The organism is Endozoicomonas ascidiicola, from assembly GCF_001646945.1.
Classification (GTDB): Bacteria; Pseudomonadota; Gammaproteobacteria; order Pseudomonadales; family Endozoicomonadaceae; genus Endozoicomonas; species Endozoicomonas ascidiicola.
The window spans coordinates 267,660-287,396 of the sequence record NZ_LUTV01000007.1 but is presented as its reverse complement, the minus strand read 5'-3'; the positions used below and the strand labels follow the sequence as shown (position 1 = coordinate 287,396).

Here is a 19,737-nt window from a genome sequence, read left to right as displayed (position 1 = left end):
CCTCTGGCAGATAATCCTGAACAGTGGCAGGAAAAAAGTCAGGGATGTCTCGGTCAATGGGTCTGAAAGTCCATTTGTTCATTGGCTGGCTGTCTTTTACGATCTTGCGGGTATTATACTCAAAAGTTGTTCTAAGTCCGACAGGCTCCTAGTACAACAAAGGACAAGCGAGAACGGAAGCATGTTTATGAAGCATCCGGGTAAGCTATTAAGCTCTAAACCCTCTGGCGAGAGGAATCAATAAATACTCCATGACGGTTCGGGTGCCAGTGACAATATCCACCATCCCCGTCATACCAGGCAATAGCCCAATATGACTGGTCATCGGCAGATTCAGACGCACCCGATAATAAGGCTGACCATTTTCATCGTTCAGCGTATCGGCACTGATGGAACCCACCTGCCCCTGAATACTCCCATAAATTGAGAATTCATAAGCACTGAGTTTGACCCAGGCAGTTTGACCCGGTTTCAGGAAAGCAATGTCTGCAGGCTGAATTCTTGCCTCAATAATGAGCGGATCATTTGCTGGCACAATCTCAACCAACGTTGCACCGGGCTGAATCACACTGCCTTCTGTGTGTACGGAAATACGTTTTATCATTCCATCCACGGGCGCATAGAGAATGGTTTTTTGCACCCGGTCTTCAAGACCAGCCTGCCCCTCCGATAACTTCCCCAATCGCTCCCGCACCTCTTGCAACTCTTTTTGTAAATCGGCCCGATAGCGTGCCACTAATTCACGACTGCGGTTGTCTGCCTCCTGCAGAGCAGATCGTAATCGATTGGTGCGCAGTACAGCATTACCCACTTCACCCTGAAGCTCATTTACCTGACGTTCAAGAGCAATGATCTCAACCCGGGTAACGACGCCATCGGCCGATAGCGGGGCTTTCAGCGCAAGCTCCTCTCTGGCGAGAGTCAGGCTTTTTTCCAGGATCTTTATCTGAGCTCTCAACTCATTCATTTCCTGCTGTTTTTGTAAGGACTGCTGACTCAGTACCGCCATCTGGCTTTTTAACGCCCCCACTCGCTCGTCAATCAGCTTTGTCGCAGAAAGCGCCTGAGCAGGAAATTCATGCAGGAATTTTTCTGGAATCACTACACTCTCATTGCCTTTTATTAACCAGCTGCCATCCTGCTGTTGCACCAAAAGCGACAGCTCAACATCCAACCGAATGGCAGCTCCCTTCAAGAACTCCAACTCCGACTCATTCACTCGGAAGGACGACTGAAAGCGAGTCTCATCCACCTGCAAAAGCGGCTCGCCAGCTCGAACAAAATCACCCTCTGCAACAAATACCGATTTTAAATTGCCACCATCCAGACTTTGCACCTCTTGCACTTTGCTAAATGGCGTCACCTTGCCATAACCAGAGACTGTGTCGTCCAGTTCAAGAAAACAGCTCCACAGTAAAAACACCACGACAAACACCGACAAGAGCCAGACAAGCCAGCGGGATGATGACGTAATGTCCAATGCTTTCGCCTGCTGTCGATTGGATGCTGTTCGAATCAGCCACCGATGCCAGATACTATCCATGGGTCGACTTCTTGATAACAGCCTGATCTGAAACCAGACGTCCGCCTTCCAACATCAGAACACGGTCAACAATAGAAAGGAGTGAACTTCGATGAGTAATCACCACCAAGGTGACATACTCTGGCAACGTTTGCAGGGTCTGTTGCACCCGGGCATCCATCATACTGTCCATGTGCGCGGAGGGTTCATCCAACACCACAACCCCGGGGTTGTTAATCAAGGCTCTGGCCAAAGCCACTGCTCGCCGTTGGCCACCAGAGATATTACGACCACCTTCGCCAACCGGATATTCCAAACCGGCTGTCGACTCTCCGGTAAACATGGTGACCCCTGACTGCTGCGCCACACTCAGTATGTGCTCTTCACTCTTTACCTTGGCGCCCATCATCATATTGGCTACCACTGCCCCATTAAAAAGCCAGGGTTCCTGCGCCAAAAAACCAATATTTTCTCTTAGAGTAACAGGATGAATATCTTTCAGGCTTATGCCATCCAGATAAATCTGACCACTGCCTGGTAAATAAAGTGCTGCCAATAAACGAGCCAGAGTGGACTTCCCCGAACCGGATCGCCCAACAATGGCGACTCGCTCGCCTCGTTTGATCGTAAATGAAAGATCTTTGAGAGTCGGCGATAAACAACCCGGATATGAAAACGACACCTGATCAAAAACAATAGTCTGCTGTATCGGTGTTAACGGACGATATGATTCACTTCTCGATGTTTCTTCCGGAGACTGCATTAAACCATCAATATTTCGGTAAGCCGTTTTCGCCTGCCAGTAACGAGCGCCCAGCAGAGACAGTTGCATAAAGGGTGCAATGGCTCGACCAGAAAGCATCATAATGGCAATCAGCGCACCCATATTCATCTGAGATTGATGGATAAAACGAACACCAAAATACACAATACCAATGGTGGCCATCTGCTGCAGCCAAACAGAGAGAGCGCTCATATTTCCGGTGATAGCCCGGGTTCGCAAACCACAGGTTGCCATCAAGCCGGTAGCCTGCTCCCATCGTTTCTGAAAATAGCTTTGACCACCCGCAAGACGAAGGCTTTCCAAACCAGAGATGCTTTCCACCAAGTCACCATGTTTCTGTGTGGACAGTTTTTCGCCTTCCTGAATACTTCTACGCAACGATGGCTGAACAAATACACTCAACCCCACCATGACCAGAATAACAATGATCGGTATCCAAACGATGCTCCCACCCATCACCATAATCACTAATAAAAAGATAAAGGCAAAGGGGATCTCCACCAGCACCGTTAGCGTGGTTGAGGTCAGAAACTCCCGGATTGATTCAAAATCCTGAACCTGTCGGGCAAATGCCCCTGCGACCGGAGGAACCGATGATAGATCAACATTCATCACCTTCGCGAATAACTCACTGGACATAATGAGATCTGTTTTTTTGGCCGCCACATCAATAAATCGAATACGCAGCTGCCGGCAAAACAATTCAAACGTCACAACCAGAAGCACCCCAGCGACCAGGGTGTTCAGTGTCGTCATTGCCATACCAGGAATCACACGGTCATAAATCAGACGAACAAATAACGGAACCGCAAGGGCAAACAGATTGACCAGAAGCGATACCAGTAATACTTCGCGATAAATTCGCCAACCGGACCATAACGCCCCCCAAAACCAGTGATGCTCAAAATACTGTTCTGAACTTGAAAGTGTGTTGTGGCTGTCGGGTTTGGGACTAAAAAAGTAGACATCCTTCTCAATACTGTTGAGCAAGACACCATAATCCACCTCATTACTTTCATCATGATCATAAGGTTTCAAGGTGGATACTACTAACCCATTGGCGTTGATATGGGTGATGATCAACGGTTTTCCATTACTGATAACCAAGCAAGGCAAAGGGCTTTTATCCGTCAGCCAATCCCCCGTTAGCGACTGACGACAAACATCCATGTGGGCATTTGAAGCGGCTCTTTCCAGCAGCGAGAAATCCAGATCGGAAGCGGTGGCCGGTAGCCCAGACAGTATTTTTTCAGCGGTCGCTGGTGTACCAAAATATCTGGTCAGCCAGATCAGGCAGGCTAATAACGGGCTTACGGTCATAGTCGTCCAGTATGAAGAAGGAATATCAACAGAAATTCTTCGCCATGAAAGGATAGACGCACAATGACTTTTGCGACCTTTGAGGTGATCGACTATTTTGAAATAGTGCTTTCCTTTTCCCTGCCTGACAGGGCAACGCTTTACTTTGTTAGCAACCGGTGTTTGTCAACTTAGTAGTGCAATACCAGAGTATCTTCTTTGCCATTCAGCAATATGACTACCATTGATTTTCACCCACGCCTTTCTTATCGCCATTACGTTTTGTTTGCATTCATCACTTTTACGACAGTGGCGTCTGGGCAGAGCCTTGAGGAAGCAGTTTCCATCGCTCTAATGACCAACCCAAAGATGCATCAGCAAACCCAGCGGGTTCAAACCAAAATAGACGAAGAGTCCATTGCCAGAGCCAGCTATCTTCCCAGCATCAACCTCCATGGCGGGACGGGTTATGAATGGACTTCCAATGGGACGACACGCGGGGGCAGCGCTTCATCCAGCGATCGCCTTCATCGATATGAATCCTCCGTTGCCTTGCGTCAGGAGATTTTCTCAGGTTTTTCAACCTGGCATGACACAAAAAGAACCAAAGCCACAACCTATTCTGAACAGTTCCGTCTGCTGACCATTGCCTCAGAAATGGCGCTAAACGTCGCTCGTGCTTACCTTGCTGTCATCATGACTGAAAGAGCCCTTGAGTTGGCTCAGCAAAACCTGAAGGTTCATCAGGATATTTTTTATCGAATATACAAACGATCAGAGTCTGGTATACAAAGCTCTGCAGACCTATCGCTGGTTTCAGGCCGACTGGCCAGTGCAGAAGCAAATACCATTGCGGCTCAAAACAATAGGAAGGATGCAGAGTTACGATTTCATACATTAACCGGAACCCAACCAGACCGTCTGGTTGAACCCGTACCTGACCGTAGCCTTATACCAAACACCCTACCGCAGGTTGTGGACATAGCTATTACAGAATACCCATTATTGAAATCTGCAAAACAGGACAGTCTGGCAGCGAACAGTGAGTATCAAGCCAGCAAAAGCCGATTCTACCCTGATGTCTATTTTTCTGCCGAGCGATCGTGGAATAACAACCTGAATGGCATCATCGGTCGAGATGATGACTACACCTTGATGTTTCACGTTCGCCTTAATGTCTTTAATGGAGGCGCAGACGACGGCAGAAAAAGAGCATCCATGAGCCGCTGGTATGAATCAAAAGATATCTACCAGCAAACCCTGCTGGAAGTTCAGGAAGAAACCAATCTGGCCTGGGAAGCCCATATCCAGCTTCATCGACAGATTCCTCAATTGCAGCGACACGTGACTTATAGCATGGAAACAGTGAACGCCTATAGACGTCAGTTTTCTATGGGGGAACGCTCACTACTGGATGTCCTGAATGCAGAAAACGAAAGCTTGACCGCATCCTTGAACTGGAGCCAGGCTCAGATTGCCAGCCTTGAGGCAGATTACCGGCTGCTGCATATCTCTGGACGATTGCTGGATGCATTTAAGATAACCCTGCCAGCCAACTGGCAACCATCGAACAGGGAGTTGTAATGCAACCCTCATCATCCCTGGCTATCAAGGTCAGCCATTTACCACTCCTTGCCCTTATGCTGCTTCTCGGGTGTAGCAGTAACTACAGGATAGACACCTACCATCAACAGCTCTATGACCTGCAGGACAGCAATTATGACGGCGTGGTCAATGTAAGAGACCAATGCCCTATAACACCCAAAGGCTCAATTGTCGATAATGCCGGTTGCCCAACCTGGCTTGCCGGTGATCAACAGGAAGAGTCGATTATTTTCTTTGGGAATGCGTCAGCACAGCTTGATACGCATCAGCTTGAGCCCCTTCAGAAGATCGCAGTTTATATGCGACGACACCCGAACAGCAGGTTGAGCATCAGTGGATATGCCAGCCTTCCAGGATCTGCAAGTTACAACTTGGCCTTATCGAGAGAGCGTACTGAGCGTGTACGTGATACTTTGATTCATGGTTTTCAGGTGAACCCTGACCACATCACTTCTCACTGGTATGGAAATCAAAGCCCCATCGTTGCTCAGACGCCCTCAGAAGGGAACCAGTTGAATCGCAGAACCACGCTTCTACTCTCGATTAAACCCCAGAAACCCATCAAGAAGTGGTCTGCACAGACCTTTTCAGGCCCAGCCTTTCAATAAAGTCGTTCCTTATGAATAAAGTCATTCTGGTTAGCAGTTCTGGCATCGCCACCCGTGTCAGTGGAGTCGTCTGGCAAGTCACGGCTGACAATGTACGAGAACGCGTTTATGAAGGTGAGGTATTGGAGTCCGGCACCCTTCTGGAGTTGAATGATGACTCTACGATTGAAATTAACTCAATTAACTTAATCAAAGGGGAGCAGCCGGACTCAACGCCATTGCATGAGAACATCACTGATAGCAGTGGACAAACATCAGCAGACCAACATCCAATCCCTCAAACTCAACATGCCAGTAATGTGTCGGGTATTACGCCACCAGAAATAATCCCACTGGCTATTTTAGCGGTAAGCCCTACCTCCGGCTTCAACACAAGCTGGCAATCTCAACAGAGTTCTGGTTATGAGGACTTCAACAAGCTCTCGTTATCGGGAGATGGCATTATCCTGCCAGCCATTTTGATTCATACGCCCATCACCGCAGACAACATTGTTAATCGTCAGGAATCCAAATCACTCACTGTATCGGGTACTGTGATCAATGTTGAACCCATGACCCCGATTATTCTCACCCTGGCTGATCACAATGGTCACGAGCTGAAACAGGAAACCAAAGTTGATGACGATGGAATTCACTGGAAAGCAACGCTGTCTGACCTTCCAAAAGAACTGGAAGATGGAAGCATTAAAATAACGGCGCAAACCAGTGACGGCTCCAAACAGAATGTCTCGGACACCACCACATTTCTGCTGGATACAATCACCCCAGTGACCCTTGCTCTCGCCCACGAAAGTGACTCCTGCTACGGTCACCCAGGGTATTATTTCGGTAACCCAACTAGCGACAACCGTCCTCTAATTGTAGGCACTGCCGAACCTGGAGCAACGCTCAGCCTGTTAATTGATGACCACATAGAAGTAAGCGGGCTCAAAATAAACAACACCGGTCAATGGTCAGTGCAACTTACAGAGCCATTGAAAGATGGAATTTATCAGTTAAAAGCAGAATCTAAAGACATTGCCGGAAATACGTCAACCACTGAGTTCCCATTAACCATTGATACAAAAGCGGAAGTCTGGATCAATGACATAGATAGCTACCAAACGGATTTCCTTTATTCAGCTATTACTGGAGAGACCACAGGAATAAATAATAATCGCGTGGTTCAACTGGATTTTTACACCAAGTCCGATCAACCCACTCCCATTGCATCCTACGATGCACCCGTCAAAGAAGCCAGTTGGAAAACTTCACCTCTTTATGTTCCATTGAACAATACCAGTGACTATTTTGAAGCTTATGTAGAAGACCGAGCATGTACTGTTGTCAGAGATCAGATGGTGCCTCTTGGTAATCCCGGAGCAATTAGTTTTCACGAAGCCAGCTTACAAGAAAACAAAGGCAGTGCCCTTACCAAAACAATTAACCCAGTCGCCAACCATTCGACACAGCTCAGTTTCTCCGCTGCAGACCTACAGGATTTACCAGCAGAACTTAAAGTAATTGATGACAATAATACCTTCCCCTTAACCTGGCAAACTCAGGAACAGGCGAACTCACAAATACTAAAAGCCATCTACCAGAACAAGAATGAAACTCAAACCGCCTTTTCTATTACGCTCCCTGCCCGAGGTGACGAGGATGCCACTGCGACGTTATACAAGCCTCTGGATCACTCCATCATGGGCGACAGTGAAGCCATAATACTCAACATCCCTTACCTGAAAAGTCTGTATTCAGCAAAATATAATAGAACTCATCATTCGAAGGCCGGATTTTCAATTTCCATCTTCGATGACAGCCCCGCAGTCATTGACCATCCACCGGTGTCTGTGATCGAAGGTGAGGTAAAATATTGTGGCGACAATGCCTGCCAGATCCCACCAAACGACAGTTGTAAATTATTCACTCCGAATCAGCTGGGTGCAGATGGTGGTGAGCTGACAGCTATTAATGACATTCCTGTTAACGCCATCACCCCAGCAACCGCAGATCCATTTACTGGCTTATATCCATTCACCGGACAGTACGGAACCCTCTATGCGTCTATAGACGGCTGCTGGAACTATCAAGCAAAACCAGCACAGATTCATTTGCCCGATAAACCCTTAACCGATACGTTCAATATCACAGTTACCGATCAGGATGGAGACAGTGATACAGCGCCCATTACCTTTTATGTACTGGATGGCCCTGCCCCTGTTTTCGCCCCTGCGTCCGTTAAGTCCATGATCATTGATCAAGAGTGCGAACAACCCGCACCAAGTCCAGATTATGGATCTCTTGAGGTAATAAAAGGTTCCGATCCTCTGTTACCGGCCAAGCTGCAATTCAACCTAAATGCGACCACTGCCGCTTTACAACAATCACTGGGCGACGACTTCCCCAACAGTGGTGGTGCCGCTCTGGACCTAACCAACCTGCACCCTGGCCCAAACAATCAGAGCCTGACATTGTCGACGGTTTACGGTGATCCGGTTCTGGACATCAGCTTGCAGAATATTCACGCCGATGCGCTTGGAAACCTGCAGGCCAGTCTTAAGATTCTGCAAATAGCCAACCTTAATGTTGTCTCATCGTCGCCTGCGGTACTTCCGATGGTAATATCCGCCACGGATCAGGACATCAGTAGTGCCACGCATACCATTGACCTGACCATGGTAGACGGTACAGTCACCCTTTATGATGACAATATTCAAGTGGTTGAAGGAAAAACCGTCACTGGCAATCTGCTGACCAATGATCAGCACTGCCTGGATACTCTCACCGTCACTGCCGTCGAACCAACCCCTCGATCACTGATTGAAAACCCACCCGACAACAATAAATTTACTTATCTCCCAAACCATACCATCAAAACTCTGTACGGTGATTTTGTCGTTCAAGCCAATGGTGATTATCAATTCACTGCGAAAAAAAGCCTGAAAAATCGTGACCCAATCAAACTGAACTTCGACTACACCGCCACTGACAGCAGTGGCGACACGGCATCAGCCAAGGCCATTGTTTCTATTATTGATGGCACGCCGGCCTCCGGTGGAGACCAGTTATACCTGACTATGAAAGAAGAGAGCATGAGTCGCTCTCCCGGATATCCAGTCTATAAATCCAGTCAACCTGTTGCCCTTAGCAGTGATGGTTCGGATGCCATAGATCCGATGACACTGACCTTTACGGCTGACCCGGACATGCTTAACGGCGTACTGACTTCTCTTGGAAACCCTGTCACTTTCACTATTAACAAGAATCATATAAATGGTTTTATCAATGACCACAACGGCGTTAAACCCGTACTGAAATTGACGCTGGAGAAAGTTGGTAAAGGCGTTGATCACCAGATTGTGCGGGTTCTCGGGGAGCTGGATCAACCATTGGATCACATACACGGCATCAGTGGTTCAAACCTGATAAACATAAGTGACCAACAAATCGTACTAAAACTGCCTTTCACTTATCAGGATATTGACGGTACATTGGCGAAACAGGAAAGTCTGCTTACAACCACGATTATTGATGGCGCACCTCCCGCACTGATTCAATCTTCCCGGCTTCATATGGAAGAAGACAATCTTCCAGCCACAGCCACAGGGACTATTAGCGCCATCCCCAATGCCGATCCGATAAACCCCGCCAGCTGGCAATTCACTTCCGATCAACCGGGTCTCAATGGTTTATTTTCCAATGATTTGCCTCTGGAAATAGCCAACAATGGCCAAACGATAACACTCTACACAGCTGGACAGCTGGATAACCCAGTACTCACCATGACTTTGGATGACGCTCCACTTGCATCCACACCGTCAACATTGCATTACACGGCCACACTGACTCAAGGTATGAATCAGGATAAAGGTCAGTGGCCTCTTATAATCAATGTCGCAGTATCTGATAGCGATGGAGATACCACCAAAGCGCAGCTTGAGGTGGAAATTACAGATCACAGCCAGCTAAACCTGTCTCTGGATATCCATGAGCTGGTGCTGAAAGAACCCATCTATCTCAGCGACGGAATTTCTGAGCGAGTGCCTCTGCAGGTAAGCGCTGATAGCGATATCATTAACGATGTTTTCTTTTTAAAACCTGACAGTAATGTTACAGGCTTTGTTATTGACGACACTGGCAACAGGATCACATCGGATGGACTCCCCATTAAATTCTTCCCAGCAGGCTCAAACAGTCACCCCAATGAGCGCTGGGAAGCCTGGTCTATGGATGGGGAAAACAGAAGCACTCATATCCTTGATTTGTCTACCGTGCAGCCCGATGGGTCAAGCATCATTGTTCCTGCTGGAGAAACCATTAATACTTCAGTAGGGGTTACATGGTTAAACTACATTGATCACCTCACACCTTCTGGAGAACACACAGCCAGCAGATCTATGCCATTAACACTGCAAGCCAGAGATGCCGATGGCTCGACAGTGAACGACACTTTTGAACTCTGGCTTCTTGATGGCGCACTCCCGGTTACCCAAAGTATTCATCAACCGCCCGCTACCACTGACATCAATAAAGGTAACAGCACACTGGTTGAAGGCTCTTTTGAATTCCAGCCCGGTTCAGACCGCCCCGTACTCAGGTTTGATTTACCCGCTATTCAAAAAGAATTTCTGGAGTACAGTTCTGATGGCAAAGCATTAGTCGATTTCACATCGTCAGGTAAAGACAACTCGGTCTTAACCATCAGCCGTGAAGATGATCACTTTCCTGTTTTTCGTTTTTCAGTGTCCTATCCAGCCTCCACGACCGCTAACGTTCAGTTTGAACAGTTAGACAACCTGGATCACCCAATTACCTCCGGAAACCATTCCGAATCGATCACTTTTGATGTCCCGGTCATCTTAAGCGACAGTGACAAAAGTGTGAACAGCAATCCAATGACGTTTAAATACACCGTAATGGATACTGTTCCTGAAGCACATGGTGATTTCTTCGGTCAAGATGGCAAGCCTATTGCGATAGAAGGTAAAACTGTAGGATTCACCCAGCATCGCAACTTGCTTACCAATGATGACTTACACGCCGATATTGATGGTGCATCCGTCAGCGGTATTGTCTACAACGGCGTTATTCATACTATTGGAAAATCTGGCAAAGTCGATTTCAACACCGATGCAGGCAGGCTGATTGTGCTCAGTAACGGTCAGTGGAGGCTGATAACCAAACCTCATATTGACCACGCTCAGGGTGAAAACTTCACCCTCAAGATGACCAGCATCATTCAGGATGGTGATGGCGACGTAAGTACTGCACCATTTCAAATCACTATCCGTGATCAACCCGCAAGATTTGAAAAAATCGTTAATGCCCGGGGAGAAGAAGACACGACCACTCCCATTCCCGTTCAGTTTTCCATCAACCTGGGAGATATTGACCGTCACGAAACCATCAATACACTGTCGGTTAAAACTGTTGATCTACAGGGCGGAAAACTGTTGTGGCATGATCAGGTACTGCCTGCGACGAAAGGTACCATTTACATTCCTCTCGATGCCCTGCATCAATCCTCAGTGAATGAAAATGCAATCTTTACTGCCAGAGATCTAGGCTACCTTCCCGCAGAAAACGCCTCGGACTTTACGCTAAAAAACCACCAAATCACTCTGAGACTGCACGCCAACATTCATACAGACCCTGGCCCTGATCAAGGCATCAACAGTAAACTGGTCATTCATATTGACGGCATAGCTGATGCGCCTATTTGGCCTGATCAATTACCGGTTATCACAGGACTGGAAGACCGCACGTTTCCTCTGCAGCCCAAAAATTCCTCTATTAAGGCAGAGCTTCAGGATACAGACACCTCTGAAAAGCTAACCTATGAAATCACACAACTCTCTCCCGATCTGAGCCTCTCACTGCCTAATGGCAACCCGGTTACTGCTGGTGAAAAATTATCCCCTGAGCAGTTTTCATCATTATCAATTACTCCCAGAGAGCACTGGGCAGGCAGCACAGAATTACACGTCAATGCGACGGCAACAGAAAAGGGCAACTTCGCCACCAAAACCGCCAGCACTCCACAAGTATTGATCGTCAATGTTGTGCCTGTCGCTGATAAACTAATACTGACCGTTTATCCAGCGGGGCCACAATCAGATCTGGCCGTTATTAACGGGTATGAAGACCAGAAGATTGACATTGGTGATCACATAAAAGCATCGCTGACAGATGCAGATGACTCGGAAAGTCTCTTTTTAAGAATAACGCCCTTGATTAAAGCGGGTGAATCCATGGGTTCTCTCTGGGTAAACAACAATGGAACATGGAATGAGATTCGACCCGGTAAAGGGTTCTTTGAAGTCTCCGGAGACGCTATTCCTCATCTATTTTATCAACCTGCAGAAGACCGAAGCTCTGCCAATTTTTCAACCCTGAAACTGCAAATCAACGCCATCAGCCGTGAGTCTAGTCAGGATGAAATAGAGCCTGCCTTCGGGGCTGGCGAGGCCATTTCAGACAATGGCTACCTTCAGATTGATATAGCCGGTGTGCCAGATCACCCTGAAATCATCTCCAATGAAATTTGGCAACTAAACGACACCAAACAAGATTTCATTATTGGTCATGGTTTTGAGGATAGCGCCTTACCCCTGAAATTTGCTCTGATATCTGGCGATATTGATGATTCAGAAAACCTGAATTCGGTCATTTCTTTACCGAACAAGCAGTTTCGGCTGCTGGATGATCATGGAAACCCGCCCCCTATCGCACGAGTTGTGAAGGGTGAACCGATGTATCAAATAAGCCCTGAAGACCTTAAACAAGGCATCTATTCTATCAAACCACCCCATGACTTTGCCGGGACTGTCCTGTTGCCTATGGATGTGCTTGTCACCGAATTGGATGGTGCCAGCCAGACCTTCACCTACCAACTTGAAGGTATTTTTCAGCCCGTTATTGATACACCGAATCAAATCAGCGACACCTTGAAAGGCGTTGAAGTTTCCATTAACCGTCAAGGTGGCTATCAATCCGGCGGCGCACCTTTTTCCCTGCAGGGCATTCACTTAAAAGACGACGATGGAAGTGAGTCCATCACCGACATCAACCACATCAATCTGCCTCAGGGCTTTGGTGTCATGATTGATGGCAGGCTGAGGAGTAATGCAGAGGGTTCCTTCGCGAAATTATTGGGCAGTGAACAGGCTCTGGAAAATGCATTACAACATGAGAAAATAGTGATCGTCCCCGTCAACCCCGACGGTACGATCAACCATGACTACCCAACACCGGATAACCATACTACCCACTTCAGTTATGACCTGACGATCCGCGATGCCCAGAACGGACTGGTCAGCAGTAAAGTGATTAAAGTCTCCTCCACCATCGACTGGAAAGGGGAAGTCGATGGCCAGCAACCAGAGCCTTCACCCTTTAATCCCAATGAAAACACTCAGGTGGCCATTATTGGTAATCCGCCGCCTATGACCGGCAATGATTTCCCTTTAAACAATCTCAAGCTGATCTCAACGGACTCCGATGGTAGTGAAGCCCTGATGACCAGTAAAGTGCCTCAGTATGAAATTAATGTCTTTGACCAACACAGCGGCGATAAGGTGACCAGCGGCTGGAACCTGGCCACGTCAGGATCACAACAACTGATTTTCGATAACGAAGCCTGGCTGGTACAAAGTGGCGGGTTGAAAGGTGTGTCCGTCCATTTTACTGAACTCGGTGATTACTCAATTCAAATCAAGGGGATCGTCAAAGACATCGGAGACCAGGAAGCCCGTTACGCCAGATGGGCCGTGACGGTAGATCATATAAACACCCACGCTTCGGAAGAACCGACTCCTCCTGACAACATCGTACATTGCAGCGAGCCCACTGAGGGACAGGAAGACCATTGGCTAACGATTCCTGAAGCCTGCATTGATCTGAGTCTGGCTCATACGACAGAGGATGAACAGACGACGTTCCAGATACATGTTATTGATCTGAATAACTGGACATTGGCAGGCAGCACCTCAAACTACTGGGGAGATAATGGTCAGATAATCTCCTATCTGATAAACCCCGAGGATTTCAGTAGCCTGAAATTTCGACCACCCGGCGATTTTTCCGGGCTCTCTACCATTCAGTATCAGACGTTGAAGCAACATACGCTTTCCGACAAAGTCAGCTCAACCACCTTTGACCTTTATTTTGATATTGCACCCATTGCAGATCCACCCTCCGTTTCGACCACACCCGATGCCATTGCACCCGAGTGGAGTAGTAACAGCCAGCCTTCTCCTTTGAACCTGCATATTCAACCAGGTGACAAAGACCGTTCTGAAACGTTAGAAGGTGTCGTTTTTACACCACCAGAACAAATTCATATCAGCGGCTCGGGCTTAACAAACAACACCGCAGTGCGGCAAGCCGGGGAAAGTGAGGCTGCTTTTGAGCAACGTATTAGCAGCTTTACTTTTACACCAGAAAGCGGAGCCAAGCCGGGTGTCTATACATTACCGTTTACTGTAGAAGTGCTGGATACTGCACCGGGTACAGGAAAAACGGACAGGCAATCCTTCCCCGAGAAGATTAACCTGACGGTGACTCCCATCAATCACTGCACCAATATCGCCACGATGAATCAGGCTGGCCAGGAAGACAACACGGTAACAATCTCCGGTCTTTCAGCACGCCTAAACGATGCGGATGGTAGCGAAACTTTATCCGTGACCCTATCGGGCGTACCTGCCGGTGCCGTATTGAGTGAACAATCAGGGAAACTATTGCCCTTTAATGGACGTGGAGAATGGCAAGTTCCATCAGAACTCATTTCGGCCAACGGTGTGATCGAGCCCCTGAGTTTACAACCACCAAAAGATTTCAGCGGAATCATTAATCTGACCCTGAATACTTACAGCCATGAAAAATCCATAACCACCATTTGCACGGATCAAGCAACGTTCAGCGTTAATATCCAGCCAGTAGCCGACCACATAACCGCAAACTCTCTCGAAAAAGAATACACCGGGCAGGAAAACACGCCATTGTCGTTCGATCTTAATGCCCGGACAACAGACACCAACTCCGACAGCAAAGATCTCGTCGAAGGGCTGAAGATGACCTTTACCATCTCCGGAGATTCCAACACCCTTTTCCCTAAAGAGAGTGCTGCGATACAACCCACCCTGCAAATACCCGGTAGCCCTGTGATGTCATTTGTCGCGGCGGATTCAGGCTATTTCGCGTCAATGGAAACCAGCAGCGCTGTCATAAACCAGGTAAATTTCAACGCCGGTGATGGTTATGGCACAGCAAACATTTCCATTACTCTCCAGTCCGTTGATAAAACGACTGGAATGACCACCAGCTATGGTCCAGAAGTCATCAGAGAAAGTACTGTTCATATTCTACCCAAAAGCGATCTTCCCATTCTGGACGTCACTGGTAACCATATTTTTGCAACACCCAACACCGCTATCCCCCTGAATATAAACGCGTCTGTTATCAACCCCGCCATGGTTGTGAGTACACCAGTAGGTACCGAGCTTTATGTTGAAATCAGTGGCATACCAGAACATGCCAGTCTGGTGGACAGCCAGTTAAAACCGGTAGGGCTGGTTCTGAGCACAGGTTCAGTGGCGCTAACCAGCACTGAGTTAAATGACCTCTATCTGATAGACAGTCAGGTATCCAGCTATAACCTGAGCGTTCATGCAGTCTCCGATGTCGGCGACGGTGATCGTCAGACCAGTAGCGCAATACCCGTCAATGTTACGATATCTGCCGACCATCAGAACCTGATGGGCGTCTCTGGCGATAACATCCTCATTGCCAATGGCAGTGTTCCAGTGATTACTGGCGGAAGTGGTAACGATGTAATTGCTACAGGTGCCGGTAAAACCATCATCTACCCCGGCTCTGGTAATAATCAGATATGGGCCGGCAGCTATGGCTCCACAGAACATAATCATCAGGATACTTTTGCGTTTCAGACAGGCAACTCTGGTCGTACAAACATCCATAATTACGATCCGGGTGTCGATCATATTGACCTGAGTAAATTGTTGAAACTAAACGGCATTTGGGACAGCACCACGCTTGCAGAACAGGTCGTTATATCCGATGTGGAGGACAGCACCCAGATTACCGTTGAATCAGAAAATATATTACTGGACGCTGTACCCATGGATGTTCTGCTGCCCAACAGTTCGGGCATGACATCGGCACAGTATCTGAACACCCTCGTCAGCAGTGGCAATCTGGTGGTCTCTAACCAGTACGGTCATGACGGAACTGATATCCTGCACGTACCCACAGCATCAGAGCTGATCGGTGATGGTGTCGTGTATGGTGGTGGCGGTAACGATACGATCTATGCCAATAGTGAAGGCAGTAAAATTCAGGCGGGGCCCGGAAATAACCAGCTCATACTTGATGGCGAAGCTCATGCAAAAGATACGCTGTATTGGGTCAACAGTGATGCCGGCACAGCAGAATCGCCTTATCAAAATAAAGTCATCGGCTTTCAGCCCAATGAAGATGTTATTGATATTGCCAGCTACCTGCCAAAAGATGCTGTGGCAGACCCTTATCACTACATGAACCTAACCTATGAGAACAATAATACCTATCTTAACATCGCTAACTCTGAACCTGACCAATGGACCGACACCATTGAACTCACTGGCGTCGACTGGCTACAGGGGGGAACTTCAGAGGACGCTTTAAGACAGCAAATAGAACAGAACGCTCTCGTTACCGGCTTCCACTTGTAGAAATTCAACGCTTGCGTTTGCAATTTAACGTCAAAGTACACATATTGTGGTTCAAAGAAGATGACGTAATAACCACAATAAGTAAGGTTTCATCATGGAAGTACTGCAACACTGGCAGGGGTTTTATAACGACCTCTGGTTCTGGCAATATCCAATGGCAACACTGGCCATCAGCATGGCTTCTTTCTTACTGGTTGCCATACCCTGGACTATTGTCGCCTGGTTAGACCCTGAACCACTGCGAAAATACAAAATCCAGCAGAAGCCTTTCGAGTTTGACAAATATTTATGGCCCTCCATTATTAGAATCATTATTAACAACAGCATTCTTGCGGCACTTCTCGTAGCCGTCTGGCCATTAATGAAACTGACTGCCGTCCATAGTGGTGCAATGCCCGCCTGGTACGTCATCATTGCTCAGCTTATGTTTTTCCTATTACTGGATGACTTCCTTTATTACTGGATGCACCGCTATATGCACGAAAACAAGTGGCTGATGAAACATGTGCATAGTGTGCACCATCGCATACACAACACTTGTGGTATTAACGGCAACTACATGAACTGGTTGGAGTATACTCTTACTGCCGGCCTGACACTCGTTGGCCCAATGCTGGTAGGCGCTCACATTTATGTCGTTTGGTTATGGGTCGCTATACGCCAGATTGAAGGTGCAGATGGGCATATTGGATATGATGTCCCCTGGAATCCGGCACACCTTTTCCCAGTTTATAAAGGGCCGGTGTATCACGATTTTCATCATGCCAAGTTCAAGGGAAACTATGCGGGCTTTCTGCCCTATCTTGATGAATACCTTGGCAAAACCCACATTCCAGCCTATCTACGCTACCTGAAAGGACGAAGAGCAGGACTAACGCCTCAGCAGATCCATCAGCAGGAAAAAGAACTCAGGCTGTCTCGTCGTCAGACAATGAGAAAGCCTGAGGCTGCTGAAGTGTGAGTTGTTTTTTACGCAGCCTGAATTTCAACGGAGGTTGCTTCCTTCACCCGAGCAGGAAGCAGTCTTGGACCATTCATCAACAGCAACACAATCCATGCACAAATACTGAAGTAGCCTGTATGCCAGATCACAAAACCAACGCCACCCCACTGGCTCAAATCTCGTGTCTCATTCACCACCAACAGTGCATTTTTAACGGCTTGAATCCCAGTCAATATCTGATAGTTACCCTGTTTAAGGTTTTCAAGCACATGGGGCCAGTACTCAATAGGCAAGTGATAAAAGACAGAGTAACTGCAATAACCCACCAGCCAGGTAATGTTGATCCAAACGAAAGGCTTTATCAGCCTTAGCCCGAAGGACGAGTGATTGCTCACCGATACTGCCCGCAGTTGTTTAATCGCCAAAGGAAAAACTGAAATAAACGCCATTCCCCACAGGGTCTCTTCAATTGCAAAAAGCAGTTCAAACTTAGTAATCAGCGCTGTCGTCGCAAAGAATTGAGCGATAAATATACAAAGGAAAAGAAACTTGGGTGACTGACTCACCAGTGTATCAACAAAGGACTTTTCAGTAGAACGATACAACCTCAAATCATCATTCAGCTTAAGCATAGCTCCCATAAACAGCCCCGCAAAAGACAACTCTGCAAACAACGCCATACTGCGAATGAGTAGAGAACTGTTTGCCAATGTATCGAACCATGCCAGTTGTTCTAAATAGCTGGAAACAAAGATGGAGCGGTACAAAGCCACCGCTATAAAGATAACGCCCATCAGCTTCATCCGTTTCAGATAGGAGCTATTTTCAGGGCCACTCACTTTTTTTCGGAAAAATACCAAGGCGATGGTCAGGTTAATGATATTGATAAGAACAAGAACGCTCCACCATATCCATGCCCAGCTCAACTGTGTGCTTTCCATTATGAAGTCCTATTCTCTATGCCTGAATGCCAAAATACGACAATCGGCGTTTTTATTAGTATCCACGCACAATAGGAGAAGCACTGGGCAATTGCAACAATGAGAGCGCCCAATTGGCATAGGTGAGCATATACCCAAGATCATTCGCCATCGAGTGCTCTTCCAAAAATAGGTTAAGGAAGTAGTCATTTACCAGCTACAGTCTACTTTATAGTTGAATGATGGTTTGTAAGTACATTCCTCACTGATACGGGACAGTGAAGGTGGTCAAAGATAAGTTATCACAAAGGATCAAGACTCATGCTCGACTTTAGATTTCCCATAAAACGGAAGTTTGGTCAGATTGCATAATTTCAAAATAAACAACATCGACGAACTATTTTTTCAGGCTCGCTTATATTCGGTTTTTTTGTCTGAAAGCCTTTGGTTATACGGCTTTGCCCTTACCACAAACTAACTGGTCGGTCAGCCTATCAAAATCGAACTCATATTTTTGCCAATATCGGTTCCAACCCTCGCGAATTGGGAACCGGGGAATAATTTTTGAGAGCGCAGTTCTCATCATGCCAGCGGTCGTAGTGTCCTGATCTCGCCAGGGTAAACTCGAGATACTCAGGCATGCTTGATTTTTACAGACGGTCAGCAGTTGCAATAATGCATAGGCTGCCATTTTCAAATGCATCCATCGAAGAACCGATCTCAACTTTTGCTGCCACAGGTGGCGACAGCCGAAAGCGTGTTTGAGCTGATTGAACATCGGCTCAATTGGCCATCGCTTTCTGTAGCCTCGTAGAACGTCTAATCCTTCATGCTCTATATTGGTTGAGATGAATATCCTGCTTTCGGTTAACCCTTTGTCATTTTCAAAACGGCTCCAAACGACTCGCACCTCCCGGCCTTTGAGGAATTTGGCACGACAAATCATGGTTCGATAACGTATTGTACGATGCTTGCCGTACAACCATACGATAGCCTTGTGCTCCGATAATTTCTCCACTTCATCTGCCGTCATTTTGGTGCCGTATTTTCTGGGTCGTCCTCGTTTCTTTTTGAGGAGCTCCACCGGCTGTGCATATAGGGCACGATTCCTGGGTATTTGACCAATAACCTCTATACCCATTGCTAGAGTGGGTTCTATAGTGGGTTCTATCAAGGTTGCATTCATAAACCAACAGTCAGCAACCAGACGTAGCACTCTACCCCTTACTTCTTCTCGCACCACCTTGAGCATGGCAACAGCAATTTTCAGTTTACTGGTGTTTCCTGAAGCCGGCGCTGGAAATGAGATGATTGGAATAGCGGTAAATATTTCGTCTGCCG

Annotated in this window: 8 protein-coding genes; 4 read left to right on the top strand and 4 right to left on the bottom strand. The window is 47.3% G+C overall.

Annotated features, from left to right (window positions below; genetic code table 11):
• Positions 1 to 208: 208 nt before the first annotated feature.
• Both AKL11_RS20350 and AKL11_RS20345 read right to left on the bottom strand, forming a co-directional pair.
• Positions 209 to 1,543 (bottom strand): HlyD family type I secretion periplasmic adaptor subunit, encoded by a 1,335-nt coding sequence (locus AKL11_RS20350; RefSeq protein ID WP_095210566.1) that lies wholly within the window; start codon positions 1,541 to 1,543, stop codon positions 209 to 211.
• Positions 1,536 to 3,626 (bottom strand): type I secretion system permease/ATPase, encoded by a 2,091-nt coding sequence (locus tag AKL11_RS20345; RefSeq protein ID WP_067521298.1) that lies wholly within the window; start codon positions 3,624 to 3,626, stop codon positions 1,536 to 1,538. The genes AKL11_RS20350 and AKL11_RS20345 overlap by 8 nt, the downstream gene beginning before the upstream one ends.
• A gap of 213 nt (positions 3,627 to 3,839) precedes the next feature.
• Between AKL11_RS20345 and AKL11_RS20340 the strand changes: the two genes are divergently transcribed.
• From AKL11_RS20340 to AKL11_RS20325, 4 genes are all read left to right on the top strand, one after another.
• Complete coding sequence (locus AKL11_RS20340) at positions 3,840 to 5,189, top strand: TolC family outer membrane protein (RefSeq protein ID WP_095210565.1); 1,350 nt, start codon at positions 3,840 to 3,842, stop codon at positions 5,187 to 5,189.
• Complete coding sequence (locus AKL11_RS20335; RefSeq protein ID WP_067521294.1) at positions 5,189 to 5,818, top strand: OmpA family protein; 630 nt, start codon at positions 5,189 to 5,191, stop codon at positions 5,816 to 5,818. Before AKL11_RS20340 ends, AKL11_RS20335 begins: the two co-directional genes overlap by 1 nt.
• Before the next feature lie 11 nt (positions 5,819 to 5,829).
• Complete coding sequence (locus AKL11_RS20330) at positions 5,830 to 16,533, top strand: Ig-like domain-containing protein (protein ID WP_067521290.1); 10,704 nt, start codon at positions 5,830 to 5,832, stop codon at positions 16,531 to 16,533.
• 94 nt (positions 16,534 to 16,627) lie between these two features.
• Entirely contained in the window at positions 16,628 to 17,494 is an 867-nt protein-coding gene (locus AKL11_RS20325; protein WP_067521285.1) for a sterol desaturase family protein, read from the top strand.
• Positions 17,495 to 17,502: 8 nt separating this feature from the next.
• Here the strand turns inward: AKL11_RS20325 and AKL11_RS20320 are convergent, their stop codons facing one another.
• Both AKL11_RS20320 and AKL11_RS20315 read right to left on the bottom strand, forming a co-directional pair.
• Positions 17,503 to 18,417: a hypothetical protein gene (locus AKL11_RS20320; protein WP_067521282.1), complete on the bottom strand. Its 915-nt coding sequence runs from the start codon at positions 18,415 to 18,417 to the stop codon at positions 17,503 to 17,505.
• 427 nt (positions 18,418 to 18,844) lie between these two features.
• Positions 18,845 to 19,737, bottom strand: an 893-nt coding sequence (locus tag AKL11_RS20315; RefSeq protein ID WP_172807341.1) for an IS701 family transposase, incomplete at its 5' end; no start/stop codon positions are given.